This window comes from Idiomarina sp. A28L (assembly GCF_000218785.1).
Lineage (GTDB): Bacteria > Pseudomonadota > Gammaproteobacteria > Enterobacterales > Alteromonadaceae > Aliidiomarina.
Window position 1 is genome coordinate 83,479 of the sequence record NZ_AFPO01000020.1, and the last position, 26,410, is coordinate 109,888.

Annotated in this window: 20 protein-coding genes; 11 read left to right on the forward strand and 9 right to left on the reverse strand. The window is 45.3% G+C overall.

The genetic code is table 11. The features are described from left to right. Positions 1-31: 31 nt before the first annotated feature. From A28LD_RS11960 to A28LD_RS07290, 7 genes are all read left to right on the forward strand, one after another. Positions 32-679 carry a TetR/AcrR family transcriptional regulator gene (locus tag A28LD_RS11960; RefSeq protein ID WP_007420429.1) on the forward strand — a complete coding sequence of 216 codons (648 nt, stop codon included), beginning with the start codon at positions 32-34 and terminating at the stop codon, positions 677-679. Between the two features lie 90 nt (positions 680-769). Next, a complete protein-coding gene (locus A28LD_RS07265; protein ID WP_007420430.1) occupies positions 770-1,927 on the forward strand; it encodes an efflux RND transporter periplasmic adaptor subunit in 1,158 nt (385 codons plus the stop codon). Positions 1,928-1,938: 11 nt separating this feature from the next. After that, entirely contained in the window at positions 1,939-5,088 is a 3,150-nt protein-coding gene (locus A28LD_RS07270) for an efflux RND transporter permease subunit (protein ID WP_007420431.1), read from the forward strand. After that, positions 5,081-6,508, forward strand: a complete 1,428-nt coding sequence (locus tag A28LD_RS07275) for an efflux transporter outer membrane subunit (protein ID WP_007420432.1) — start codon at positions 5,081-5,083, stop codon at positions 6,506-6,508. The genes A28LD_RS07270 and A28LD_RS07275 overlap by 8 nt, the downstream gene beginning before the upstream one ends. Before the next feature lie 246 nt (positions 6,509-6,754). Beyond that, on the forward strand, positions 6,755-8,983 hold the full coding sequence (locus A28LD_RS07280; protein WP_007420433.1) for an NADP-dependent isocitrate dehydrogenase: 2,229 nt from the start codon (positions 6,755-6,757) through the stop codon (positions 8,981-8,983). A gap of 210 nt (positions 8,984-9,193) precedes the next feature. Further along, complete coding sequence (locus tag A28LD_RS07285; protein WP_007420434.1) at positions 9,194-9,880, forward strand: cupin domain-containing protein; 687 nt, start codon at positions 9,194-9,196, stop codon at positions 9,878-9,880. Between the two features lie 174 nt (positions 9,881-10,054). Continuing rightward, on the forward strand, positions 10,055-11,962 hold the full coding sequence (locus A28LD_RS07290; protein WP_007420435.1) for a propionyl-CoA synthetase: 1,908 nt from the start codon (positions 10,055-10,057) through the stop codon (positions 11,960-11,962). Between the two features lie 141 nt (positions 11,963-12,103). Here the strand turns inward: A28LD_RS07290 and A28LD_RS07295 are convergent, their stop codons facing one another. Next, entirely contained in the window at positions 12,104-12,313 is a 210-nt protein-coding gene (locus tag A28LD_RS07295; RefSeq protein WP_007420436.1) for a cold-shock protein, read from the reverse strand. A gap of 261 nt (positions 12,314-12,574) precedes the next feature. On the opposite strand from A28LD_RS07295, the gene A28LD_RS07300 reads away from it, so the two are divergent. Then, the gene (locus tag A28LD_RS07300; protein ID WP_007420437.1) at positions 12,575-13,516 is read left to right on the forward strand and encodes a 1-phosphofructokinase family hexose kinase; all 942 of its coding nucleotides are present in this window, start codon (positions 12,575-12,577) and stop codon (positions 13,514-13,516) included. A 34-nt stretch (positions 13,517-13,550) separates the two neighbouring features. Here the strand turns inward: A28LD_RS07300 and A28LD_RS07305 are convergent, their stop codons facing one another. The 5 genes from A28LD_RS07305 to A28LD_RS07325 form a co-directional block, all read right to left on the reverse strand. Then, complete coding sequence (locus tag A28LD_RS07305) at positions 13,551-13,988, reverse strand: DUF3010 family protein (RefSeq protein ID WP_007420438.1); 438 nt, start codon at positions 13,986-13,988, stop codon at positions 13,551-13,553. 94 nt (positions 13,989-14,082) lie between these two features. After that, complete coding sequence (locus A28LD_RS07310; protein ID WP_007420439.1) at positions 14,083-17,190, reverse strand: efflux RND transporter permease subunit; 3,108 nt, start codon at positions 17,188-17,190, stop codon at positions 14,083-14,085. Beyond that, positions 17,187-18,248, reverse strand: coding sequence for an efflux RND transporter periplasmic adaptor subunit (locus A28LD_RS07315; protein WP_007420440.1), 1,062 nt, complete (start codon positions 18,246-18,248; stop codon positions 17,187-17,189). The genes A28LD_RS07310 and A28LD_RS07315 overlap by 4 nt, the downstream gene beginning before the upstream one ends. A gap of 125 nt (positions 18,249-18,373) precedes the next feature. After that, on the reverse strand, positions 18,374-18,745 hold the full coding sequence (locus A28LD_RS07320) for a YchJ family protein (RefSeq protein ID WP_007420441.1): 372 nt from the start codon (positions 18,743-18,745) through the stop codon (positions 18,374-18,376). A 43-nt stretch (positions 18,746-18,788) separates the two neighbouring features. Beyond that, on the reverse strand, positions 18,789-19,010 hold the full coding sequence (locus A28LD_RS07325; protein ID WP_007420442.1) for a VF530 family DNA-binding protein: 222 nt from the start codon (positions 19,008-19,010) through the stop codon (positions 18,789-18,791). A 274-nt stretch (positions 19,011-19,284) separates the two neighbouring features. On the opposite strand from A28LD_RS07325, the gene A28LD_RS07330 reads away from it, so the two are divergent. Next, the gene (locus A28LD_RS07330) at positions 19,285-20,187 is read left to right on the forward strand and encodes a DMT family transporter (protein WP_007420443.1); all 903 of its coding nucleotides are present in this window, start codon (positions 19,285-19,287) and stop codon (positions 20,185-20,187) included. Positions 20,188-20,269: 82 nt separating this feature from the next. Next, on the forward strand, positions 20,270-22,681 hold the full coding sequence (locus A28LD_RS07335; protein WP_007420444.1) for a zinc-dependent metalloprotease: 2,412 nt from the start codon (positions 20,270-20,272) through the stop codon (positions 22,679-22,681). Positions 22,682-22,765: 84 nt separating this feature from the next. On the opposite strand, the gene A28LD_RS07340 is transcribed toward A28LD_RS07335, so the two are convergent. The 3 genes from A28LD_RS07340 to A28LD_RS07350 all read right to left on the reverse strand — a co-directional run bounded on the left by A28LD_RS07340 (position 22,766) and on the right by A28LD_RS07350 (position 25,153). Continuing rightward, positions 22,766-23,929 (reverse strand): MFS transporter, encoded by a 1,164-nt coding sequence (locus tag A28LD_RS07340; RefSeq protein WP_007420445.1) that lies wholly within the window; start codon positions 23,927-23,929, stop codon positions 22,766-22,768. A gap of 189 nt (positions 23,930-24,118) precedes the next feature. Then, positions 24,119-24,892 carry a bifunctional 2-polyprenyl-6-hydroxyphenol methylase/3-demethylubiquinol 3-O-methyltransferase UbiG gene (gene ubiG / locus A28LD_RS07345; protein ID WP_007420446.1) on the reverse strand — a complete coding sequence of 258 codons (774 nt, stop codon included), beginning with the start codon at positions 24,890-24,892 and terminating at the stop codon, positions 24,119-24,121. An 18-nt stretch (positions 24,893-24,910) separates the two neighbouring features. Continuing rightward, positions 24,911-25,153 carry a TIGR03643 family protein gene (locus tag A28LD_RS07350; protein ID WP_007420447.1) on the reverse strand — a complete coding sequence of 81 codons (243 nt, stop codon included), beginning with the start codon at positions 25,151-25,153 and terminating at the stop codon, positions 24,911-24,913. Positions 25,154-25,493: 340 nt separating this feature from the next. Here A28LD_RS07350 and A28LD_RS07355 point away from each other — a divergent pair, with 340 nt between their 5' ends. Continuing rightward, positions 25,494-26,261: an EAL domain-containing protein gene (locus A28LD_RS07355; RefSeq protein ID WP_007420448.1), complete on the forward strand. Its 768-nt coding sequence runs from the start codon at positions 25,494-25,496 to the stop codon at positions 26,259-26,261. The last annotated feature ends 149 nt before the right edge of the window (positions 26,262-26,410 follow it).

Consider the following 26,410-nt stretch of genomic DNA (forward strand, 5'->3'; position numbering starts at 1 on the left):
GAAACTAGAAATGAGATTTTAAAGGGTAAACATGGCAGAAGAACTGAAAAAAAAGCGTGTACATAAACCAGCAGAAGAACGGCAAGCTGAAATACTCGATGCAGCTGTAAAAGTGTTCGCGAATAAAGGTTATCAAGTAGCCGATGTACAAACTATTGCTGAGCATGCTGGAGTAGGAAAAGGAACAGTATATCGCTACTTTCCCACTAAAGAAGACCTGTTTAAACAAGCGTTGATCCGGCAATTAGATATTTTGCGTTGCAAAATGTTGCAAGCTCACGATTCCTGCGCTGAACCTCTGCAGCAATTGAAATTGGTTATGAGTACCTATTTCCAGTTTTTTGATGAACACCCAGAAACAATAGAGCTATTTGTGCATGAGCGTGCTGAATTTGGGCATGAAGAAACTCCGTTGTATTTTGCCCGTATGCACGAACATACCGGCGATTGGATTCCCATGTTTGAAGCCGTAAGAGCAGCCTTACCAATGCGTGATATCGACGTAGAGGAAATGATGTGCCTATGCGGCGAAATCATGCACGGTGCCGTTTACTTAAGTAAAGCTGTTGTGCCAAGCCGAGCCTCGCATGATCGCCTAGAGAATGTATTTAGATTTTATCTGCAAGGCTTAGTAACAAATGCAGATGTTGATGAGATTTACCAATTACATAACCTTTAAATTCATACGAATACGCACATGCTCTTTGTACAAGCAAACAAAGAATCGTGTGCAGATAGCAGTATAAAATGTTGTTACGGAGATATATTCATGAAAGCAGTTTCAAGTTCTGCATTAAATAGCCAAGGGTATACTACCCTTCGTGTAGTTATTGGCTTCGGGGCGCTAAGTTTTCTTGCCGCATGCAGCGGTGAACCTGCTGAGGAAAATGCAGGAATGAGCGGTGGTATGCCGCCATCACCTGTTACCGTTGCAGAAGTATCACTGCAACCCGCCACTCATCAAGTTGAATACCCAGGACGCATTCGAGGCGTTCGAGAAGTTGAAATTCGCGCACAAGTGGCCGGAATTCTGCAAGAACGAAAGTATTCAGAAGGTGAATACGTTGAACAAGGCCAAACGCTGTTTCAAATAGACCCTGAACCTTACGCGCTTGCGTTGAACTCGGCAAAAGCTGCTTTTGCAACTGCAGAAGCTAATCAAGCCCAGGCTCAAAATGAGTGGGAACGAGTAGCCGATCTTTACGAAAACAATGCAGCCAGCACCCGTGAGTTTGATCAAGCACGCGCGAGTATCGCAGCTGCTAACGCAAATCTTGCGCAAGCCGAATCAAACCTAAAAGATGCAGAGCGAAATCTGCGCTACACCCGGGTTGAAGCACCTATTAGTGGTATTGCAGGTATCGAAGCATTATCGGAAGGGAATTTAATTAGTTCCGGATCTCATCTCACAAACATGGTGCAAACCGATCACGTGCGAGTGCATTTTGCGATTCCTGAAAACGATGGTGAGCTCTACCGAGCTCGCCTAGAACAATTAGTTGATGATACACATGCAAACGCCTGGATAGTGTTTGCTAATGGCGAAACATACTCGGAAACAGGCAAAATTAATTACATCAACACCAGTGTGAACGCTGCAACTTCTCGAGTTGAAATGCGCGCAGAATTTGCTAACCAATCCCACAATTTGCGGTCAGGGCAATTTGTACGGGTAAGAATAACCTTACAAGAATTTTCATCTGTAGCCCTTGTTGATCCAACCGTAGTTAGCCAAGGGCCAGAGGGCGCACAAGTGTTTGTTATTAACGGAAGTGAGAGTGCGCAAGCTAAGCCTGTGGTGCTCGGCCCTATCGTTGATGGCAAGCAAGTTATTCTCGAAGGGCTTATGGATGGCGATATGCTCGTGGTAAATGGCCATGTAGCGCTTGCTGATGGTGCACCAGTGAACATTACCAACGGCAATTAAGAGGGACTACCATGTTACGTTTTTTTATCGACCGACCGCTTTTCGCATCGGTTATTTCTATTATTATTATGATTGCCGGAATAGTGGCAATACGTGCGTTGCCCGTTGAGCAGTATCCGAATGTCGTGCCCCCACAGGTAGTGGTTTCTGCCGTTTACCCTGGCGCGAGTGCCGATGTTCTCGCTAATTCAGTAGCCGCACCGTTAGAGCAAGAAATTAACGGTGTCGACAATATGCTCTATATGGAAACCACCAGCACTGATTCTGGCATGCTGCAAATTTCCGTATCATTCGCTATGGGCACCGATCCCGACCAAGCTACTATTAACGTTAACAACCGTGTGCAGGCGGCAACCTCGCGCTTGCCACAAACCGTTCGTGATTTGGGAGTGCGGGTTGAATCTCGCTCAACCAATATTCTCATGGTGCCGGTGCTGTATTCTGAGGGTGGCGTAATAGATACTCTTGAAATCAGCAACTATGCATTGTTAAACGTTCTTGATGAACTTGTTCGCGTAGAGGGCGTGGGTGACGCTTCACTGTTTGGTGCGCAAGATTATTCAATGCGCATCTGGACAGACCCAGCAAAGTTAGCCGAATTTAACCTTTCACCTGCGGAAGTAGCCAACGCCATACGTGAGCAAAATGCACAGTATGCGGCCGGCCAATTTGGTTCCCAACCAACACCCTCAGATACCGCATTTACCATTAGTGCAACTACGAATACTCAGCTATCTACGCCGGAAGAATTTGCCAACGTTATAATTCGTTCTGATGAAAACGGTAATGTAATTCGCGTTGGTGATGTTGCTCGCACTGAATTAGGCGCACAAAATTATGCGTTCTCGGCAATTTTTAACAACCAAGATGCGGTGCCTATGGGCATCTTCTTACAGCCAGGCGCTAACGCGCTAGAAACCGCTACAAATGTGCATAATGCATTAGCGGAGATGTCCGAACGCTTCCCAGAAGGAATGAATTATTATGTTCCTTACGATACAACTGAGTTTATTGAGATCTCAGTTAAAGAAGTAATTATCACACTGATCATTGCTGTATTCTTGGTTGTTCTCGTAACGTTTTTGTTCTTACAGCATTTGCGGGCTACCCTTATTCCGGTAGCCGCGATTCCAGTATCGCTTATCGGTACCTTTGCTGGCATGCAAGCGATGGGCTTCTCGATTAATATGCTCACCCTGTTTGGCTTGGTGTTGGCCATCGGTATCGTGGTTGATAACGCAATTATCGTGATGGAGAACGTTGAACGCTTAATAGCTGAAAAAGGCATGAAAGCGAAGGAAGCCGCAGTAGAAACAATGAAACAAGTTTCTGGTGCAGTTGTATCCTCTACCCTTGTATTAGTTGCGGTTTTCGCACCTGTTGCATTTTTAGGTGGTTTAAGTGGTGAGTTATATCGCCAATTCGCCGTAACCATTGCCGTATCGGTAGTTGTTTCAGGTGTTGTTGCACTTACTCTAACACCAGCCATGTGCGCGCTACTTCTTGATAAACAAACAAAGAAAGTAGCAAAGCCGTTCCAAATTTTTAACCGTGGTTTTGAGAAACTCACCAATGGCTTCGTAAACGCTGTGGCATTTTTAATTCGCCGCTGGATTCTTGGCGTTGCTTTATTTGTTGGTTTTTGCGCACTAACTGTTGTACTCATGCTGCGCATGCCATCAAGCTTGGTACCGGGCGAAGATCAAGGTGTTGCATTAGCCGTTGCACAACTTCCTGCCCTTTCATCTTTACAACGCACTGAAGAGTTTCGTAATGAACTATCAGAGCGCATTAGAGCAGTAGATGGCGTTGATGATTTCACTACCTTCGCTGGCTTCGATATTATCGCAAGTTCGTTGCGCTCAAATTCACTCGCCGGCTTTGTGAACTTATCTGATTGGAGCGAACGCCAAGCGCCTGGGCTGAGTGCTTCTGAAATTGCTGAGCAAATCATGGGCATTGGCTTTGGTATGCAAGAAGCCAACGTATTCGTGTTTGTTCCACCTCCAATTCAGGGGCTTTCACTCACCGGCGGTGTTGAAGGATACCTGCAAGTTCGCGGCGAATCTGATTCAATACAAATCAATGCTATTGCGCAAAAAGTTGTTGCCGCATTGAACGAACGCCCAGAGCTCGTGGGTGTACGCAGTACCCTAGAAACTAATATTCCGCGCTACATGATTCACGTAGATCGCGATAAAGCGAAAGCCATTGGTGTGCCACTCGATCAACTGTTTAGCACCATGCAAGCCACGATTGGCTCAATGTACGTGAATGATTTCACTTTCCAAGGCCGCTTGTGGCAAGTTAACTTGCAGGCTGAAGGCGAATATCGCGCGAACCCAGATGATTTACGCAATGTTTATGTGCGTTCTAATTCTGGAGAAATGGTACCGATAAGCGCTCTGGTAACCCTCGAACGTGTATCCGGTGCAGATATCATCAATCGCTTTAACCTCTATGGTGCCGCTAAAATCATGGGCGACCCCGCTCCTGGCTACACCACTGGCCAAGCGAAAGATGCGATTGATGCCGTTGTTCGCGAATTTCAACAAGAAGAAAATATACAAATGGGTTGGGTAGGCGAAGCCTTTCAGCTTGATGAAGCGGCTGGTGCTGCTGGCTCCGCATTTGGCTTGGGCTTACTCATGGTATTACTCATCCTAATCGCTCAATATGAACGCATTACCCTACCCTTTGCGGTGGTAACGGCAGTGCCTTTTGCTGTATTCGGTGGTGCGCTTGCCTCTATGCTGAAAGGTTTCCCAAATGATGTTTACTTCCAAGTTGGATTATTGGTGCTTATCGGTTTAGCTGCGAAAAATGCAATCTTAATTGTTGAGTTTGCATCGCAAAACCGTAAAGAAGGCATGAGCTCAACTGAAGCTGCTGTTGCTGCTGCACGCCAACGTTTCCGGGCAATTATTATGACGGCTGCAACCTTTATTATCGGTACGCTACCGCTTGTATTCGCTAGTGGTGCAGGTGCAGTAAGCCGCCAAGAAATTGGTACGGTTGTTGTAGGTGGCATGATTGCGGCGAGCTCGCTTGCGCTTCTATTTGTGCCCCTTGCTTACAAGCTATTAGAAGATGTAACCACCTGGCGGAATGAGCGCAAAGCAAATGCGCAAGGAAATGCCGAGGAATCAAATCATGCATAAATTTACGTTAACGATTGCAGCTGCTCTAATAATGAGTGGCTGTGCAATGGGGCCTGATTATCAGGCCCAAGAGGTTGATGTGCCCGATGTTTGGAACGAGGGCCATTCCGATATTCTCGCGCTAGCAAACCAACAATCGACAGCGAATACTGAGCAGTGGCAGCAATGGTGGACTCAGTATCAAGATCCCGCATTGAACACACTGGTAGAGCGCGCACTGGATGAAAATCTATCACTGCAAATTCAATTAAGTAGAATTGAGCAAGCACGTTCACAGCTTGGCTTAAGCCAATCGAATCGATGGCCAATGTTGAGTGCTCAGGCTTCTGCTGCTCGCGAGCAACAGCCTACTACGATAATGCCAACGGCGTTAGGTGGTGGCGAGCCGCGCAACCAATTTTCAATTGCCGGTGTACTCAGTTATGAAGTTGATCTTTGGGGGCGAGTATCTAGGCAGCGTGAAGCGGCTACGGCTATGCTCGAGCAATCTATTTTCGGTACCGAAGCAATTCGCTTAAACCTCATTACCGATGTTGTATCTACCTACTTTTCTTTGCTCACCATTGAGCAACAGTGGCAAGCCGCGTTGGATATGATTGCATCGCAAGAACAGACCCTTGCCATCGAGGAATATCGCTATGAGCGCTGCGCTAGTAGCCCGCTGAACGTGCGCCGTGCGCAAGCAAGTTTGGCGAGTGCAAAAGCATCGCTTCCAGATTTAGAAGAAGCAGCACAAACCACGCGTTCTGCGCTGGCGATGCTGGTGGGCTATACACCACGAGAAATGTTGGAAGAGTTTAAATTTGCTGAAGGTGAGTTAAATGCCGTAAATCAGCCCACTGCATTTCCACCGATAGCGCCCTCTGAGTTGCTGCAACGCCGCCCTGATGTGCGTGCGGCCGAAGCGAGCCTGAAAGCTGCATCCGCGGAAGTTGGCGTTGCTGTTGCTCAACGCTTCCCAAGTTTAAACCTAAATGCCCTACTCGGCACCGCCGCGGTGGATACTAGCGATTTATTCAGCTCTGGTTCAGAAACATGGAGCGTGAGTGCTGATCTTGCCGGCCCAATATTCGATTTTGGACGCCGCCGCAGCGCGGTTGAAACCGCTGAAGCCGGTTTAGTAATGGCAGAGCTTGAATACCAACAAGCAGTAGTTTCTGCGTTGCGAGATACTCGTGATGCACTTGTGCTATTGAAGATTGCCGAGCAACGTTTAACAGCCACCGAATCTGAATATAAAGCTATTGCTGATACTTATCGGTTGGCAGAAATGCAGTATGAAGGTGGTGCCATTGGTTTCTTTGAGCTGCTAGAAACTCAGCGTGCGTTGTTAAACATTGAAATGGCTCTAAGTACCGCGCGTAGCAAACAACTAACCGCAAGCACTAATCTCTTCAAAGCCCTTGGCGGCGGTTGGTAACTTCTAGCATAATTTTCAACATTAAAATCCAGCACCTAAATTCAGCACAGATAAGCGATTTTACCTATCTGTGCTGGTTTTGCGCATAGCCTCTCTGCATTGAGTTCCGCGCGTAAAAGTGGCATACTGTGCCGCGAATTCTGAGGGGTGTGGGTTGTCTTTACCACCCTTTTTCCCAACGCATTATTTTCTGGCGGAATTACCTTCTGGAGCTTGAATGCGTTGTTTTAACCAATAGGAATCACAATGTCGACTGATAAATCAACGATTATTTATACCGAAACTGATGAAGCGCCTCGCTTAGCGACCTATTCTTTATTGCCAATTATTCAGGCATTCACGAAGGCAGCTGGTATTTCTGTTGAAACTCGTGATATCTCTCTTGCTGGCCGTATTATTGCAAACTTCCCAGAATATCTTCGCGAAGATCAGCGCATCGGCGATGCCCTTACCGAATTAGGCGAGCTTGCAAAAACACCAGAAGCGAACATTATTAAATTACCAAATATTAGTGCTTCGATTCCACAACTCGTGGCTGCTATTAAAGAATTGCAAAGCCAAGGTTATGCGCTTCCCGATTACCCGTTTGATCCACAAAGCGATGAGCAACGCGATGTAAAATCACGTTACGATAAAATCAAAGGCAGTGCTGTAAATCCTGTTTTGCGCGAAGGTAACTCCGATCGTCGAGCCCCTACTTCTGTTAAAAACTATGCGAAAAAGCATCCGCATCGTATGGGCGCTTGGAGCAAAGATTCAAAAACTCACGTAGCACATATGGATGGCGGCGATTTCTACGCCAGCGAACAATCTACTACGTTTGAGAATGCCGATACCTTAAAAATTGTTTTGAAAACTGAAAGCGGTGAAGAAACAGTATTAAAAGACGGCGTTAAAGTACTGGCTGGTGAAGTTGTTGATGCAGCAGTAATGAATACTACTAAGCTGCAAGAGTTTTATGCTAAAGAAACAGCGGCTGCGAAATCTGAAGGTGTATTGTTATCACTACACTTGAAAGCCACCATGATGAAAGTTTCCGACCCAATTTTATTTGGCCACGCAGTAAAAGTTTACTTTAAAGATTTATTCGCAAAACACGGCGATACCTTTAAAGAAATCGGCGTTGATTTAACTAATGGCTTTGGCGATGTAGTAGCAAAAGTTGCTGAGTTACCAACGGAGAAGCGCGCGGAAATTGAAGCCGATATTAAAGCGGTATATGCGAACCAAGCTGAACTGGCAATGGTGAACTCCGATAAAGGCATCACCAACCTACACGTTCCAAGCGATGTAATCATTGATGCCTCAATGCCTGCAATGATTCGTGATGGCGGTAAAATGTGGGATACCGCTGGTGGCCAACAAGATACCAAGGCAATGATTCCAGATCGTTGCTATGCAGGTGTTTATGCTGAAACCATTAATTTCTGTAAAGAAAATGGTGCATTCGATCCAGCAACCATGGGCACAGTACCAAACGTTGGTTTGATGGCTCAAAAGGCTGAAGAATATGGCTCTCACGATAAAACCTTTGAAATGCCTGCAGCCGGTACCGTGCAAGTTGTGAATACCGAAGGCGAAATTGTATTTTCACATACCGTTGGTAAAGGTGATCTATGGCGCATGTGCCAGGTAAAAGATGCTCCTATTCGTGATTGGGTAAAACTTGCGGTAACGCGTTCACGCCAAAGCGGCATGCCAGCGGTATTCTGGTTAGATAGCGAGCGTGCTCACGATCGCCAGCTAATCGGCAAAGTAGAAGATTACTTACAAGAACACGATACTAAAGGTTTAGATATCCAAATCATGGCGCCAGTTGAAGCGACTATACATACGCTGAAACGCATGAAAGAAGGCAAAGATACCATTTCAGTAACGGGTAACGTGTTACGAGATTACCTTACTGATTTGTTCCCAATTCTCGAACTGAACACCAGTGCAAAAATGCTTTCAATTGTGCCACTCATGAATGGCGGTGGCTTATTTGAAACGGGTGCCGGCGGTTCTGCGCCTAAGCACGTGCAGCAGTTCGTTGAAGAAAACCACCTACGCTGGGATTCATTAGGTGAGTTCTTGGCCTTAGCCGCTTCTTTAGAGCACTTAAGCCGCGTTACTGGCAACGATCGTGCGCAAATGTTGGCCGATACGTTAGATCAAGCCACTGCTAAATTCTTGGAAACCAACAAATCACCGTCACGCAAAGCGGGTGAAATTGATAACCGTGGTAGCCACTTCTATTTGGGTATGTATTGGGCAGAAGCCTTGGCTAACCAAGATAGTGATGCTGAGCTAAAAGAACGGTTTGCCAAGCTTGCCGAAAAGCTGCACAGTAACGAAGATGCTATTGTAGCCAAGCTGAATGAAGTTCAAGGTGTAGCGGTTGAGATTGAAGGTTACTATCAACCAAATACTGATTTAGTAAGTAAAGCAATGCGTCCAAGTGAAATTCTAAACGATGTATTGGCAAGCTTATAAAATAGCGAACTCAATCACTCGCTAGAATATAATGACTAGGCCCCTTGATTAAGGGGCCTTTTTTATGTGCTTATATCAATTGCGGCCATCGAATTTTCGAACCTTTCATGTTGGGCGGTTTCGGTTAAACTAACGTTCATGCAGTGCCGCCCCCTGCAACCGTAAATATTGTGTTTTTTCACCGTAAATAGCAGAAAGGTTAACTACTCAATGTTAGTAAGAGCTGATTTTGAAAAACGCGAAGTAATTACACCCAAGCAATACAACTATGTGGATTCACCATTACCTGGCGTATCTAGAATGATGCTTGACCGCCAAGGTGGTGAGGTTGCCCGTGCAACTAGTGTTGTAAAGTATGCTGCCGGCGCGGGTTACACTGCGCATACCCATGGCGGTGGTGAAGAGATATTTGTGTTAGAGGGTGTTTTTTCTGATGAACATGGTGATTACCCTGCCGGAACCTATATACGGAATCCCCCGGGAAGTTCACACACACCATTTAGTAAACATGGCTGCACAATACTAGTAAAACTCTGGCAATTTGCTAGTGGCGATAATCAACAAATGGCTTTAAACACCACTGAAATGGAATGGCGGCCCGGCCTAGTTCCGGGGCTATCGGTTCTGCCATTACATGAACACGACGGTATTAGCACAGCCCTTGTGCGCTGGGCTCCGAATACCCAGTTTAATCCACATGTGCACCCCGGCGGAGAAGAAATTTTCGTGCTTGAGGGCTTATTTCGTGATGAACACGGCGAATACCCAGTGGGTTCCTGGTTACGCAGCCCACGCTGGAGTAAACACACTCCCTTTACCGAATCTGAAGGTGCGCTTATCTACGTTAAAGTTGGCCATATAGGCGCAGATTTCATGCAGCTTCCCGCGGCTGATTAGTGCTCGAGTAAATAATCCTCGAGCATTAACCTAAAGTCGAATTCCATTTTTCTGCGTTCCGAGTAGATTAAGTTGCATTGAAAATTAATTTTCAGTGTGAAACTTTTGGTGTGTTCACTAAACCCATCAATCCTTACGGAAAAAACAGCTCACCCGCAACTGGAGCGCAGAACCATGAATTATCAGCAAACACATCAGCATTCTATCAATGATCCAGAGCAATTTTGGCGCGAGCAAGCGTTGAAATTAGCATGGTTCCAGCAACCTGAAACGATTCTAAGAAATAATCCTGAACAGCCCAGCGGTTACGAATGGTTTGCTGGCGGTAAGCTGAATATCTGCTACCTCGCCCTTGATTATCATGTGGAACAAGGCCGTGGTGAACAAGTGGCGCTCTATTACGATTCACCAATCACTGGAAATAAATACTGCTATACCTATTCAGAGCTACTTGGAGAAGTTGCTAAATTTGCGGGTGTTCTCCAGCAGCAAGGCGTAGGTAAAGGTGACCGTGTTGTTATTTACATGCCTATGATCCCCCAAGCCGCTATTGCAATGCTTGCCGTAGCTCGCTTAGGCGCTATTCATTCGGTTGTATTTGGGGGGTTCGCTGCTCATGAATTAGCCGTGCGCATTGATGATGCCCAGCCTAAATTGGTTATTTCCGCATCTCACGGCATTGAACCGCATCGCGTTATTCCTTATAAACCGTTATTAGATTTGGCCATTACTAAAGCTAAGCACAAACCGCTAGGCACTATAGTTTATCAGCGGAACAACGTACCAGAAGCGAAAAAAGTAGCGTGCAGCATGCGCGAGGGCTTTGATATTGATTGGCAAAGCGCCATGGAATCTGCAACGCCGGCTAATCCTATTGCTGTCGCTAGCAATGATCCGCTTTATATTCTCTATACTTCGGGTACTACCGGCAAGCCGAAAGGTGTGGTGCGCGATACTGGAGGTTATGCCACCGCCCTGCATTACAGTATGAAGGCGATTTATAACCTTGAACCCGGCGATGTCATGTTTTCTGCCTCTGATGTTGGTTGGGTGGTAGGCCACTCCTATATCGTTTATGGGCCCCTTCTTGCCGGTTGCAGCACCGTTCTTTACGAAGGAAAACCCGTATTTACTCCTGATGCCGGGGCTTTCTGGCGAATATGTGAAGAATATAAAGTGAACGCTATCTTTGCCGCACCAACAGCTTTTCGAGCGATTCGTAAAGAAGACCCTGAAGCCGAATTCCTGCAGAAATACGATATAAGTAGTGTGAAAAATATTTTTATGGCGGGAGAACGATTAGATCCAGCTACTTTTGATTGGGCCTGTGAAAAAACTGGGAAACCAGTTATTGATCATTGGTGGCAAACTGAATCTGGCTGGCCAATTTGCGCAAGCCCTGCGGGTATTGAAAGGCTTAGCGTAAAAGCAGGTTCTTCTTCATTACCCGTACCTGGCTATAATGTTATGGTACTTGATGATTCGGGTGATCCCATTGCAGCGAATGAACAAGGAAATATAGCCATTCAACTTCCCCTTCCACCGGGCTGCTTAACCACAATTTGGGACGATTCCGAACGCTTTCAAACGAGTTATCTGCAACAATTCCCCGGCTACTATGCAAGCGGTGATGGTGGCTACATTGATAGCGATGGCTATGTATTTATCATGGGGAGAACGGATGATGTAATCAACGTTGCTGGCCATCGATTATCTACGGGTGAAATGGAAGAGGTAGTTGCCAGCCATCCTGCAGTTGCCGAATGTTGTGTGGTAGGTGCAAGCGATAGCTTAAAAGGACAGCAACCTATTGGGTTGATTATCATGAAAAATGGTCTGGATATTACACCAGAACAATTAGAGAAAGAGTTAATAGCGCTGGTTCGGGAAGAAATCGGTGCCCTGGCGTGTTTTAAGAAAGCGGTTACCGTAAAGCAATTACCAAAAACGCGGTCGGGTAAAATTCTTCGTAACTTAGTGAGAAAGATTGCCGATGGACACGATTATGTTGTTCCATCCACGATAGACAATCCTGAAAGTATTAACGAAATAAAACAGGCTTTGAAGAGTTCACACCTATAATCGAGTAGAAGGAGGCCTCACGGCCTCCTTCTATGCGCCGTGCCCGGCACACAACTAAAAAGGGTAGCCACAACGGCTACCCTTTATTATTTATTTCACGTCCGTTTAACCGAAGTTAAACTAGGCAGAAATCATGGCAAATTAAATTGCTACGATGTTCTCAGCCTGAGGACCTTTCTGGCCTTGAGTAACGGTGAAAGAAACTTTTTGGCCTTCAGCCAAAGTTTTGAAACCGTTGCCAGAGATCGCGCTGAAATGAGCGAATACATCTGGACCGCCTTCGCGCTCGATGAAACCAAAACCTTTAGTTTCGTTAAACCACTTTACGGTACCAGTAACTGTATTAGACATAATATTATCCTGAAATTTTAAATGTTAAATGTGCACTCCAGCTGGTATCAGCTCGGATAGTGCGGTCATGCGGGAAAAATAAACTGAAACTTAAGAACTACAGGACGAAGATTATGGTAATACGACGAATTGGAGTGTTAAATTGTATCTTTCTTGCATTGAAATGAAGTATACAGCATCCGTAACGAAAAGATAGCTATACTTTAAAAAACAAGATAAAAACCAGCTATTAAGTTGTAAAACTTATAAAAAAGGACCGTTATGTACGCCCCTATTATTACATTTACTATGAATCCGGCTGTTGATACGTTCGGTGAAACTGAACGTATTTTTGAAGATAGCAAAACTCGCTGTCAACAAACACGCCAAGAGCCAGGCGGTGGAGGTATTAACGTAGCTCGCAATATAATCCGTATGGGCACTCCTGCCCTTGCGATTTTTCCTGCTGGCGGGCTAAATGGCGAATTGCTAAAGCAGCTTCTAGCACGTGATAATACCCCATATCAATCAATATCAATAGCCAGTGATACTCGGCAAAATTTAGCTATCACAGAGCGCTACTGTGGAAAAATGTATCATTTTGTCTTTCCGGGTCCAGAGCTCACTAAAGCCGAGCAAGATGCCTGCCGAAACGCCTTACTAGAGCACCAACAGTTACCTGAGTTTCTTGTATTGAGCGGTAGTATTGCGGATTGCGTTCCTGCAAGTTTCTATGGTGAGATTACCAAAAAGGCAAGCGCGTTGGGGATTAAGGTTGTGCTCGATACCTCGGGCGCTGCCTTACAAGGAGCTCTTTATAACGGGGCTTATGTTGCCAAATTAAATCGCAAAGAGTTCTCTTCACTCGGCTATTCTGAGCTCGATGATATAGCTACCCTGCGCGCGCAAATGCGCGAAATCATGGCAAAAGGGGCGGTTAGCAACCTAATCGTTACTTTAGCCCAAGGCGGTGCTCTGCTGATTACCGAAAGTGGCGAAGAGCTTGCCTATATGCCACCGAAAGTTGAAATAATAAGCCATGTGGGTGCGGGCGATAGCTTTGTATCTGCGCTAACGCATCAGTTGTACCAAGGCAAATCTTTAGATGTTGCTTTTCGTTACGGTGTTGCTGCTGCAAGCGTTACCGTGCAAACCAAGGGTAACCAGTTATACGATTTAGATTTATTAGAAGTCACCTATAAAAAAACGCAGCCACTTGCTTGAACACGAGTAGGCTGCGTTTTTAGTTCGCAATAAATTACAAGTTGTATTCTTTCGACATCAAATAGGCATAAGCTACTGTAAATGCCGTTTCTTGAAATATTTTTAATCCTGTATCTGCGTAATCAACAGGAATCGGGTTACGTTTAATGATCTCTTTTTGAATTGAACCCGATAATAAATGTGTTTCTACATTATCAATTAGCTGTAATGCAGCTTCGATTTTGAAACCCACCGCCGAACCCGAAAATTTGCCCTTTTGCATCCGCTCTTTAATGATTAAGCGTTCTACTTTGTAATCTTCAATTAACTTGCGAAAAGTGAATTGAAAACGGCGCACTTGCTCTGCATCGTTATCTTTCAATAACTGGAAACGTACTTGCCGACAATCTGGGATTTGCAACAACCCATCTTTCATTTCCATCAAGCAAATAATCGCTTCATTACTTTTTATTTCGATGCCGCAAACGCGCATGGTGCTTTCTCCGATTCAACTAATACATACCCTTCTGCGCGCATTGTACAGTAAGCAATGGTTACAGCAAGTTTACATGTTTGGTTTAGCCGAGTTAATTATCCGTTATTGCTGCGAGTTCTTTTTCTAGACGATTACTTTCATCAGCACGCGGTTTAACTAATCGCGCTAACGCTAAATACAGTACTGGCGTAAGATATAACGTAAACAATACTGATATACCTAATCCACCAAATACCACCCAACCGATGGCATTGCGAGCCTCAGCGCCAGCTCCTGAGGAAAGAATCAACGGCAACGCGCCAAGCAAGGTTGATAACAGTGTCATTGTGATCGGGCGTAACCGAATGCTCGCAGCTTCTTCAACCGCTTCACGCACCGAACGGCCACCATCACGCATTTGATCAGCAAATTCAACCAACAAAATTGCATTTTTGGCAAGTAAGCCGATTAGCATTACCAAGCCAATTTGCGAGTAAATGTTAATTGAGTTACCGGTTAACAGAAGTGCAAAAAGAGCCGCCGCAATACCAAATGGAACCGTTGCCATTACCACCACAGCGCTATTAACACTTTCAAACTGCGCTGCAAGCACCAAAAATACAATTAGTAACGCGAACACAAAAGTAAGCGTTACATCTCGGGTCGTTTCTTCAAATGCTAGCGCTTCGCCAAGAAATACTAAACCAATATCGGATGGTAACTCGGTTTGCGCTAATTCTCGCAGCCTAGATACCGCCTCATTTATGGTAATGCTATCCGGTAATTCCATATCCATGTTAATAGCTCGACGCTGTGCCTGACGCTCAAGCTCCGCAGCTACGCCCTCTTCGCTAATGCTCGCTAAACTCGATAATGGCACTAAGCCACCATCGCGAGAGCCCACATACAAATTAGTTAAGTCAGAAGGGTTCTCAACCAAGTTCCGAGATGCCTGCAAAATAATAGGTATTGATTGATCACCTACATTCAAATCAGCTAGATCATCACCATTGATAGCTACCCGCAAAGTAGTTGCTATATCCGCTAGCGGCACGTTAAGTTCTTCGGCACGTAACCGATCGATGTTCACACGTAATTGAGGCTGCGTGGGTTGATAGCCAATGTTTGGTACCCCAAGTTCTGGAATTCGATCTTGAATTAATCCCGAAAACTTAAGGGCTGCCGCATAGATTTCTTCATAATCTTGGCCTGTAAGGGCTAAATCTAAACCACCGCCTGTGCCACGAAGGTTTAGGCTATTAGCTCCAGCCGCCCGTGCTGGTGCTCCGGGAATTTCAGAGAGCGGCCCGCGAATTTCATTAATAATTTCTTGCTGGCTACGAGTACGTTCTTCCCATGGTTTTAACGGCACAACCACAAACACGCGATTCGGATCCCACTGCCCTACAACCGTTACAATATTTTCAATCTCACCAGCTTCAACATAAGGTAACAATACCGCTTCAATTCGATCCGCCTGGCGGTCCATGAAATTCAAACCAACGCCATCTGGGCCTGTTGCAAAAATCGCGATTCGGCCACGGTCTTCTGGAGGTAACAGTTCATTATCTAATGTTTGATAAGCCCAAACCGATGAAATAGCCGCCAATGTACAAATTACAAATACTATCCACGCGTGATTTAATGCCCAATGCAAGCTAGTACTATAACCATCTCGTAGTTTATTTCCGAATCGAGCTAAAGCACTATTACTTGGTTTGGCTAAAGGCAATCGAGCGGTGAGCGCTGGCACCATAGATAACGCCACAAACGAGGATATAATTACTGCAGCGGCAAGCACACCACCAAATTCGCGGAATAGGCGCCCCGCAGTGGAAGGAAGAAATGCGATCGGCACAAACACTGCTACTAACACTGCCGTGGTAGCCACCACCGCGAAAAAAACTTCTCGCGTGCCGATAACTGCAGCCGCTCGAGCTCCAAGCCCCATCGCTCGGCGGCGCTGAATATTTTCTGTAACCACAATAGCATCATCAACAATCAGCCCCGTAGCTAACACGAGAGCAAGCAGCGTTAAAATGTTGATAGAAAAGCCAAGAACCCATAGAGCGGCTAATGAGCCGATTAAAGAAACCGGTATCGCTAACGCAGGGATAATCGTAGATCGAAAATTACCAATAAATAGCCAAAGAGTAAGAACTACCAAAAGCACCGTTAAAACAAGCGATGTCAGCACTTCTCGCACCGAGCCGCGAATAAACTCTGCATCATCAGAGGTAATCTGCACTTTCAAATCAGGGAAACGCTCTGCAATTCCCACCATCTGGGCTTGAATTTCATTCGATATTTCAATCGTATTGGAGCTTGCTTGGCGAATAATAGAAAGCCCAATAACAGGGCGGCCATTCAAGCGCACAAAGTTGCGAGCATCAGCAGGGCCAAAATATACATCGGCTACATCGCCCACCCGAGTATCACCGCGAATAACAATATCCGCTACCTGCTCGGCAGTCACTGAAGTAGCATCTGCCCGCACTATTAATTGTTGGTCGGTTGAACGAATACTCCCAGCAGGAACATCAAATGGCGCTTGCCGCAACGCATTAGCGATATCAGTTACCGCTAAATCAAAGCTGGTTAGCCTGAGCGGGTCAATCATTACTCGTAAAACTCGTTCACGATCACCATTCAAAGCAATATCTGCAACGCCGGGAATATTTAAGAGTAAGGGAATTAAATCGGTTTCTACTCTATCGGTCATCGTTTCGAAATCAAGCGTTTCACTCGTAACGGCTACGCGCACTACCGGATCGGCATTGTTGTCCGCCTTAATAATCGCTAAACGTTCCACTCCGGGTGGTAGTTCACGCTCAACCCGAGCCACCGATTCGCGTAAATCATTCGCCGCGTTATCTAAATCGATGCCAGGCCGGAATTCAACAACAATACGCGTGCTATCTTCTTCACTTGAACTACTAATTGATTTAACGCCGTTTACACGTGCTACAGCACCTTCTAATAAACGCGTTACCTCAGTATCCACAGTTTCCGGTGCAGCTCCGGGGAATGCCGCGGTAACAGTAACCACAGGGCGATCTACATCGGGTAACTCACGCACTTCGATAGCATTTAGTGCGGCGAATCCGGCAATGATTATCAGCAGATTAAGAACAATAATAAGAACTGGCCGGCGAATTGCCAAAGAGGGAAGATCTTGCCGAGCCTTATTTTGGGTAATTTCTCCTTTGCTGATACTCATAGGTTCACCTGGGAGTCGTCGGTAAAGCGTAAAAGCTCACCCTCTCTTAGTGTTTGAATACCTTCGAGAACCAGTAAATCGCCTTGCCTAATTTCAGAATCAACTAGAATACGGCCCGCTAATCGCTGTTTAATTTGCACATTCACACGTTGTGCTCGAAATTCATCATTATCGGCTACCGCCAACCAAACATAGGCGCCCGTTGCGCTCCAGAGTAAAGCGGCTTCAGGAATCGCAACGTACTGTTGCCCAAGAGCCTTCATATTCACGCGAAAGCTCATACCAGGGCGATACAAATCAGCGCTGTTATCCAGCAATGCCCGCACCCGCAAGGTGCGGTTCAATTCGTCTATTCTTGAATCAATCTCAGCTATTTCTACATCAACACTTACATCCTGGCGCTGCCAAGGTTGTACGGTAATCTCTGGATTATTGGCGAGAATTTCTAACGCCGCTTCTGGGGCGCGGAAATTAATAAACAGTTGGTTTCTATCATCGAGGCTGGTAATTGCCGTTTGTTGCGTTATGCGATCGCCCACGTTCACATCGGTTAAACCGACTACCCCAGTATAGGGTGCGCGCACAAATCGGTCTTCGAGTTCTGTTTGCGCTTCTTGTAATGTAACTTCTAATAGATCGCGAACCGTTATTGCATCATCAAGCGCGCTTTGCGCCACACCACCCTGCTCGCGCGTTGTTTGTAATCGGCGCACAGTACGTTCAGCATCGGCCAACTGAATGCGCGCCCGAGCCACAGCCACATTTTGCCGGCGGGCATCAAGTTCAACTAAAATTCCATCCTTCTCTACAAGCTGCCCCGGAGAAAAATGCACTGCCGTTACGATATCGCCTACCGCAGGAAATAACATGATCGATTGCACCGCTTGAGCCGACCCCACCGCTTCAATAGTGCGGCTTTCTCGCTCAATCTCTACCGGTTTTACGAGTACAAGCGTTTGGTTAGTGCGGCCATTTTGCTGAGCATTTGCAGTGTGCGAAAATAAACACGCTATACCGAGCAGTATAAGAAAAAATGATCGATCCCAGCTAGCACTCATTGTGTTTCCTTTCATGGTTATCAATAGATTATAGTTTTGGCACGAACTTTATGTACGTAAAAATCACCTAAATGATCACAGTTTCGCCGAATCTTTACCTATAGCTAAGCACACCCTGCCCTTAATCAAATCTGTTCCGGCTCCAAATAGAACCAACGTTCATTTTCGCGCACAAAATTAGATTTTTCCTCCATCATTTGTAGGCTGCATTCATCTTTATAAAAAGCGCGAAAATGGACAAAACCTTTAACACCGCGCTGCCAACTATCTATAACCTGAAGCTGAACCCACTCAGGGTTACCCTGCAAGTTCAGCTGTGGCCGCGTAGTTGCATGCCAAGTTTCCTGCAAATAATTCAGATTTGCTTGCACAAAAGCTACATATCGCGAGCGCATTAACGCCTCTGGTGTTGGCGCAGGGGTTCCTTGATGAAAAACACCACAGCAAGTTTCGTACGTTTTTTTACTACCACAAGGGCAAGCATCATGCTCTAACATTCGTTTCTCCAAAATATTCGATACGTTGCACCAAAGTGCACTATTACTTTTCAAAAGTATGAATGTAAAGCTGCTCAACTTGCTCGCGGGCCCACGGGGTTTTGCGTAAGAATTTTAAGCTCGATTTCACTGAAGGATCATTTTTAAAGCTATTGATATTGATTTTAGTGGCCAATAGTTCCCAGCCGTAATGTTCTTCAAGGCGCGTTACAACTTGCTCTAACGTAACGCCATGCAGTGGGTTTTTCGGTTGTTCATTTATCATTTCAAGGTCTCTTTAATTGAAGTTCCAGCTTATCTTGGTATCGTTGCAAAATAAGGAACAGGTTCATTCCTTGCAAACTTTCGAGAAAACCAACGAGAATACTTCATTATGCCTTTCTCGTATTAGGCTGAACAACTATTTCGTCGGCACGGAAATGCCTATACAATGCGCGCGCACTCGCTAATCGTTATTTGAGAAGATGTATCGGCTTAATCGTCACTAAAGCCCCTATCATTACTGTGCGTTGCAGTTTATTGCCTATGAGAAATTATCCATGAATTCTGTACATCAAGCCTCCGAACATATCAGCCGCGGCATTATCTTTATGGTGCTCGCCGTGTTTTGTTTTGCACTGATGGACGTAGCAATGAAGCATCTCGCCGCTCATTTAAGCGCTTTTCAAGTAAGTTTTTTCCGGGGAGCTACTTCACTGCCTTTCGTTCTTTTGTGGCTTGCAAGTCAGCGAACCTTACATAAAATCAAACCCAACAACCTATTTCTCCATGCACTTCGCGGCGGAATTAGCATTGCCTTTTTGGTTCTTACAGTAATTACGCTCCGAGAACTTCCGCTCGCCAATGCCTACGCCATATTTTTTGCGGCACCCCTGATAATTACCTTGTTATCCGTGCCTATTCTTGGTGAAAAAGTAGGTATTCATCGATATACAGCCGTGTTAGTTGGGTTTATTGGCGTAGTGATTATGCTTAATCCAAATGCTATGGGCTTTGCATCTGTTGGTGTTATATCCGGGCTATTCGCTACCGTTGGCTACAGCTTTGCAATGATTTTAGTTCGCTATATGCATCGCACCGAAACCTCTGAATCATTAATGTTCTTCTTTGTACTCAGTTTAACGCTTGGATGCGGAATTTTAGCACTGAGCGATTGGCGCGCCCTATCGAACAGTGATTTACCATGGCTTTTACTGTTAGGAATATCGGGGGCTATTGCCCAATATTTGTTAACTGAAGCCTACCGTCAAGCACCTCCATCAGTGCTTTCTTCGTTTGAATATACCGCCATGATCTGGGCTCTTTTGTTGGGCTATATATTCTGGCAGGAACTTCCAGATGTATGGGTTTTAGCTGGGGCGTGCGTTGTTATCGCCAGCGGCGTTTATATCAGCCACCGCGAATCTATTCGCAAGAAACAAACGCTCAAGCCACCGCAATAGCCTTGATTCTAACGCCGAAATACAGCATGGTTATGGGCGAAAAATTAGAATAAAAATATCAATTAACGCTCAGGGACCTACTATGAAATCAATTTTCCAAGCCCTACTTACCATAGCATTACTGTTAAGTGCATCATCAGCAATAGCTACCGATACCAAGACTATTGCTGAGTACACGGCTGAGATGCAGGGAAACCAAGGCTTTTATACTTTCTACTTTGATTCCAAAAACGATAAGATTTACCTTGAAATACCCTCTGATAGCGGAGAATTTATCTTCCAAAGTAGTTTACCTCGGGGCGTTGGTTCAAACGATCTTGGCCTTGATCGCGGCCAACTTGGGGCTACTCGTTTGGTTGAGTTCAGTGTTCATGGCAACCGCGCACTATTAATTGAAAAAAACACCGCATTTCGCGCTATTACTGATAACGAAATGGAGCGCAGAAGCGTTGAAGAAGCCTTCGCTGAATCAGCTCTGTTTGGCTTTAACGTGGTGGCTGAAAGCGAAAGCGCTGTGTTGATTGATTACACCCCATTTCTATTTACCGATATCAATAATATCGAGCAGCGCTTACTGCGCATCAATGAAGGTACGTTTAAACCCGATACATCGCGCTCGGTATTGTGGCCCGAGCGCATGAAATCATTCCCCAAGAATACCGAGCTTGAGGCTAAAGTAACCTTTGCCGGTAGCAACGCTGGCCGCTTTGTTAATTCAGTAACGCCGGAACCTTCAGCAATAACGGTGCATTTACATCACTCATTAATTGCGTTACCTGATGATGGTTATCAAACTCGTGCATTTCACCCAAGCAGTGGCTATTACGCCCGTGGCTTTCAAGATTACGCAGCTCCTTTGCAAGAATCGATGAATCAGCGCTTCATTTCTCGCCACCGCTTGCAAAAGAAAAACCCCAATGCAGCTATAAGTGAAGCGGTTGAACCCATTGTGTATTATCTCGACCCCGGTGTTCCTGAGCCAGTTCGCACTGCATTACTTGATGGCGCGAGCTGGTGGGCCGAGGCCTTCGAAGCTATAGGCTTTAAGGATGCGTTCATTGTTAAGGAACTACCAAAAGATGCCGACCCAATGGATGTGCGATACAACATTATTCAATGGATCCATAGGGCAACTCGGGGCTGGTCTTATGGTGCTTCGGTAGCAGACCCACGTACCGGTGAAATTCTAAAAGGCCATGTTTCTTTGGGATCACTGCGCGTTCGCCAAGATATGCTAATTGCTCAGGGGTTATTAGCGCCGTTTGCAGAAGATAAAGATAGCCAACAACTAATGGCCGATATTGAAGCAATGGCATTACATCGTATTCGGCAGTTATCAGCACACGAAATCGGCCACACCATTGGTATCGCTCATAATTTTGCTGCTAACTCACAAGATCGCGCATCAGTGATGGATTACCCTCACCCGCTAATCACAGTTAACAATAACGGTGAACTAAGTTTGAATAATGCTTACGCTTCCGGCATGGGCGAATGGGATATGTTTACTGTGGCCTATGGCTACACTGAGTTTTCATCACCTGAAGCTGAAGTTGAAGGCCTTGAGAACTTGATTGCCGAAACTTACGCAAAAGATATGCATTTTATTTCCGACCGCGATGCTCGACCAATTCATGGAGGTCATCCTACCGCGCATCTTTGGAATAATGGCGAAAGTGCTACAGATGAGTTAAACCGCTTAATTCACGTTCGTGAAAATGTACTTGCGCGTTTCAATCAAGATAACTTAGCACCCGGCCGCCCTTTGGATGAACTACAACAGGTATTGGCGCCTATGTATTTGTTACATCGGTATCAAGTTGAAGCTGCGGTTAAGCTCGTAGGTGGTGTTGATTATCGCTATGTAGTGAACGGTGAACCTATTATTAATGAGGCGGTGAGTGCTGATGAGCAACAACAAGCGATTGCAGCGCTTATGAATACTCTCAACACTGATTTTTTGCAGTTGCCCACAACTATCGAAAACCTTCTCGTACCGAAAGCATACGGCTCTTATGACAGCCGCGAAGATTTCCCCACCCGAATGGGGTTATTCAGCGATCCAATTACTATGGCGGAAACGAGCGCAAACCACACCCTTAGCTTACTGCTCAACTCTCAGCGCTTGAACCGTTTAAACTGGCAGTTCGAACGCGGTGGCAATAAGCACACCTCGCCGAGAGCCCTAGCGCAGAAGCTAATTGAAAACGCGAGTAACAACATAAAAACACACAACAATAGCCAGATCAGCCAACGCGTAGCTTACTTAACGGCATACCACCTAGCTGCAAGCATGCTTAACTCGGCTACCGCACCAGAAGTTCGGAGTCAGTTTGAATGGGCGTTGCACAATTGGAAAGCTGCACTAGAAAATGAATCTGAGGATGCTTATTTTGCTCACTATTTAATGCGCCGTTTGGCCCATGTACTAGAGCATCAAGAGTGGTTGGATTCATTCAGCCCGGCACAAATGCCACCGGGTTCACCTATTTAAAAAAGAAGTAGCGCCTATGCATTGGTGTAAATTTTGGCATCAGTGCAGGCATCGGCATCGAAGAGCGGTTGGTAAAACTCTATTTTAAGCTGTTTTAGCAACCGCAGTACGTGCTGCAAACCAGGCAAGAATCAACGCCACCACTGTGCCCATAAGCCACAGGTGCATGGGCACTTCTAGATCGATGAGAAAGCCGTATAACATCGGCGACACCGCAGTGGCGAACACCATCAGCGCGTGATACAAAGCACGCACCGTGCCTAAGCTCCTTGTGCCGTAAATTTCAGCCCAGAGAGTTCCAGAAATGGCTGAATTGAAGCCCGCAGCAAAGCCAGAAAGTAAAAGAAACACATACCATCCCCAATACGATTCAACATAGGCCAGCACGATAAGCCCCAATGCAACCGGTAATATATTCACGCCTATCAGCTTTTTTGAACCTAGCTTATCTACCCAGCTGCCAGCAATAATTGAGGTAGCAACGCGGCTTACTGAAAATGCAGCAATACCTAAAGCAATAACTTCGATCGCCCAGCTACGCTCACCTGCAAACCACAGTTGATTAATTAATACACCGGTAATCACAAACGGCAGTGCAAGCATAGCCGGTAATATACCTAAGAAACGAGGATCGCGAATAAGATCTCGTTGCCGTAAAAGCGCTGGCAAATCCTCTACTGCTTCGGGATCATCTTCAGCTACCGAAACCTTCGGATGCCGGCTTTGTAAAAATACTAAAAGTGGCCAAAAAACCAGTAGCAATACGGCAGTAAACACCCACCAGGTTTGCGTAAACCCAAGGTGGAGAAGTAGAAAAAGAGCAATACTTGGAAAAATAATTTCTGCCGCAGGAAAACCAATACCGGAAAAGGCGACCGCGCGGCCACGAAGCTTATCAAAATAACGGCCCATGCTCGTGATGGCCATGTGCCCCATCAAGCCTTGGCCAAATAAACGCAAGCCAAATAAGGCAATAAGTAAGCCCAAAAAATGCGAAGAAGAAGCCATAATCGCAGCGGAAAAGGCCAACCCAAGCACCACAAAATGCGCAAACTGGCGTAATGGAACGATATCTAGCTTTTTACCTAAGCGCATTAAAAACACGCCACCAAGTGCAGTAGTTAAAGCGTAAATGGTTCCGAACTCACCATAGCTTAGCGAGTGTACTTTGATGATATCGTCAACAAAAAGCGAGATAAAAAAGGTTTGTCCAAAGCTAGATGCAAACGTAGCGAGAAACCCGAACATTAAAAATCCAGGGTAGCGTTGCAATAGGTTCCAATAATTCATAACAAGTAAGGTTCTCAAAGTTCCGGGCGAAAGTTCAAAGTAATAAAAACGGGAAAAGCCGCACAATAAAATTTGGACAAAATATTAGCATGGCCAGAGTAGCCCTACTGTTATGATTTTGTGAGAATATTAGCCTTTGGGAATTCGCTAGCGGCAGAACATCTGCATATAATTAACGTTTGGGGTAGCTTTTACTCGCCATTCTTGAACTAAAGGATTAAAGGCAAACCCTTTCTGTCTGAAGGGTTTAAAACCATGCACTGAGAGCTTGTCGATCATTTCACTCGGCTTCACAAAATAGCGCCAATCGTGAGTGCCGCGTGGCAGCATGTTCAGAACATATTCCGCTCCAACAATCGCCACTAAAAATGATTTTATGCTTCGATCTAGTGTGGCCATTACCAACATTCCACCGCTCGTAACCAAGTTGGCGCAGGTAGCAATGAGCTCATTTTGATTTGCCACGTGTTCAATCACTTCGGTATTCAGAACCACATCAAAGCCTTGTCTGCCAGCATTATCTGCTAGCAGATCTTCCACCAGGGCATGATGATACGTAATGTTGGCACCAGAACTTTCTGCGTGTGCACGCGCCACGGCTATGTTCATTTCGCTACCATCAACGCCGGTAACCTCTGCGCCCAGTTTTGCCAACGGCTCACAAATTAGCCCCGCGCCGCAGCCTACATCAAGAATTCGAAGCCCCGATAGAGGCAACTGCGCTGCTTTATTACGTTGAAAGTGCTCACAGATTCCGGCAATGATTACATCTACCCTAGCGGCATTAAACGCTAATACGCTTTTAAATTTACCATTTGGGTTCCACCATTCTTCTGCAAGTGCATTAAACCGTTCAAGCTCGGCTTTGGTATGCTCAGAAGCTCTGGTAGCAATGTAATTCTTCTCGCTTTTATCTAGCATTTAAAGCCTCTAAAATAATTAACGCTTGTATTGAGTAGGACAATACCCACGCGATACTTCCGGAGAGCGCAAAGCCTTATGTTTAGTTTTGCGGCCAGTTACGCGCGCACGCCACAACCTAAACGAAGAAGGCTTTAATGATGCTCGCATTAACTTAATTACTTCCTTTTCCGCATAACCAAAGGTTTCTTCAATCGCTTCAAAAGGCGTTCTATCTTCCCACGCCATCTCAATAATTCTCGATTTTTCATGCTCCAACATTGCTTTACCTGCCCTTATCAGGTTATTGCCTTAACATCACTCATGTAGCTATTAGATGCTGTGAACAATAGCTGTGAACGCGTCATATTAGTCTAAAGGTTACGTAAGCGCGCTCAGTTAAGTTCATGGTTAATTAATTTCGAAAATAAAAGTGTAAATTAGCCCTAGGCTACTTCAGATTGGAACCTTCATGCCGATAAGGTAACGTAGATGGGTATTAACACTCATAAAGAGAAGCACTAAAACGACATATTCGGAACGGTTAATATAAGCTACTTTTTTCCCCGTCGTTATTGCGTTATAGTGCATTTATTGATGATTATTTGTAAAGGCGAAATGAATGCGTACGAACTTCCCAAAAGATATGGAGCCAGTGATCGGCTGTAACCGTTGTGCTGTTGATCTCCCTTTCAAGTTCACTTTTGCATTTCAACCCATCGTTAATGTTAAAACTAAAACCATGTTCGGCTATGAAGCATTAGTTCGTGGTTGTGATGGAAGCTCGGCTTGGTCCATTCTCAGCCAAGTAAACGATGATAACCGATACATGTTTGACCAAGCTTGTCGTGTTACTGCTATTCGCCTTGCTGCTAAGCTTGAGCTTGATTCGATTCTAAGTATCAACTTTCTACCAAATGCCGTTTATGAACCTGCCCACTGCATTCGCAGCACTCTTCTTGCGGCGAAGGAATATAATTTCCCAATCGAAAAGTTAATGTTTGAGATCACAGAATCAGAGCAAGTACATGATGCAGTTCATCTAACAAAGATTTTTAAGCACTACGCCGAACAAGGCTTTGTAACTGCTATCGATGATTTTGGTGCTGGCCATGCTGGTTTAAATCTTCTTTCGAGTTTTCAACCTCGAGTGATGAAAATCGATATGGAGTTAGTTCGGGATGTTCATGAAATTACCGTGAAGCAGATTATTGTCGATTCTTTGCTCACCATGTGTATGCGTTTAGGTATTACGCCACTAGCTGAAGGTATTGAGAAGCTAGAAGAAGTTAATTATTTTAAATCGCGTGGCGTTGAATTAATGCAAGGCTTCTTTTTTGCTAAACCTGGTTTCGAAACATTACCTGAAGTTGATTACAAATCCTTCTAGTGATTTAAAGTGCAATGAACATCAAATATTATAAACTATCGCTCGTTGCACCCCACCATCAAACCAATTTAAACGGGTTTGCTGGCCCCAGCCTGCGTTGCTCATTTTAGGGTAAGAAGCGCCATTCATCGTAATTTCTGTTATCACTC

Coding starts and splice junctions, on each gene's coding strand:
- A28LD_RS07335 (WP_007420444.1), top strand. CDS start 20,270: ATGAAATCAATTTTCCAAGCCCTACTTACCATAGCATTACTGTTAAGT.
- A28LD_RS07305 (WP_007420438.1), bottom strand. CDS start 13,988: ATGCGCGTTTGCGGCATCGAAATAAAAAGTAATGAAGCGATTATTTGC.
- A28LD_RS07350 (WP_007420447.1), bottom strand. CDS start 25,153: ATGTTGGAGCATGAAAAATCGAGAATTATTGAGATGGCGTGGGAAGAT.
- A28LD_RS07270 (WP_007420431.1), top strand. CDS start 1,939: ATGTTACGTTTTTTTATCGACCGACCGCTTTTCGCATCGGTTATTTCT.
- A28LD_RS07285 (WP_007420434.1), top strand. CDS start 9,194: ATGTTAGTAAGAGCTGATTTTGAAAAACGCGAAGTAATTACACCCAAG.
- A28LD_RS11960 (WP_007420429.1), top strand. CDS start 32: ATGGCAGAAGAACTGAAAAAAAAGCGTGTACATAAACCAGCAGAAGAA.
- A28LD_RS07280 (WP_007420433.1), top strand. CDS start 6,755: ATGTCGACTGATAAATCAACGATTATTTATACCGAAACTGATGAAGCG.
- A28LD_RS07265 (WP_007420430.1), top strand. CDS start 770: ATGAAAGCAGTTTCAAGTTCTGCATTAAATAGCCAAGGGTATACTACC.
- A28LD_RS07330 (WP_007420443.1), top strand. CDS start 19,285: ATGAATTCTGTACATCAAGCCTCCGAACATATCAGCCGCGGCATTATC.
- A28LD_RS07355 (WP_007420448.1), top strand. CDS start 25,494: ATGCGTACGAACTTCCCAAAAGATATGGAGCCAGTGATCGGCTGTAAC.
- A28LD_RS07315 (WP_007420440.1), bottom strand. CDS start 18,248: ATGAGTGCTAGCTGGGATCGATCATTTTTTCTTATACTGCTCGGTATA.
- A28LD_RS07340 (WP_007420445.1), bottom strand. CDS start 23,929: ATGTTCGGGTTTCTCGCTACGTTTGCATCTAGCTTTGGACAAACCTTT.
- A28LD_RS07325 (WP_007420442.1), bottom strand. CDS start 19,010: ATGATAAATGAACAACCGAAAAACCCACTGCATGGCGTTACGTTAGAG.
- ubiG (WP_007420446.1), bottom strand. CDS start 24,892: ATGCTAGATAAAAGCGAGAAGAATTACATTGCTACCAGAGCTTCTGAG.
- A28LD_RS07295 (WP_007420436.1), bottom strand. CDS start 12,313: ATGTCTAATACAGTTACTGGTACCGTAAAGTGGTTTAACGAAACTAAA.
- A28LD_RS07275 (WP_007420432.1), top strand. CDS start 5,081: ATGCATAAATTTACGTTAACGATTGCAGCTGCTCTAATAATGAGTGGC.
- A28LD_RS07300 (WP_007420437.1), top strand. CDS start 12,575: ATGTACGCCCCTATTATTACATTTACTATGAATCCGGCTGTTGATACG.
- A28LD_RS07320 (WP_007420441.1), bottom strand. CDS start 18,745: ATGTTAGAGCATGATGCTTGCCCTTGTGGTAGTAAAAAAACGTACGAA.
- A28LD_RS07310 (WP_007420439.1), bottom strand. CDS start 17,190: ATGAGTATCAGCAAAGGAGAAATTACCCAAAATAAGGCTCGGCAAGAT.
- A28LD_RS07290 (WP_007420435.1), top strand. CDS start 10,055: ATGAATTATCAGCAAACACATCAGCATTCTATCAATGATCCAGAGCAA.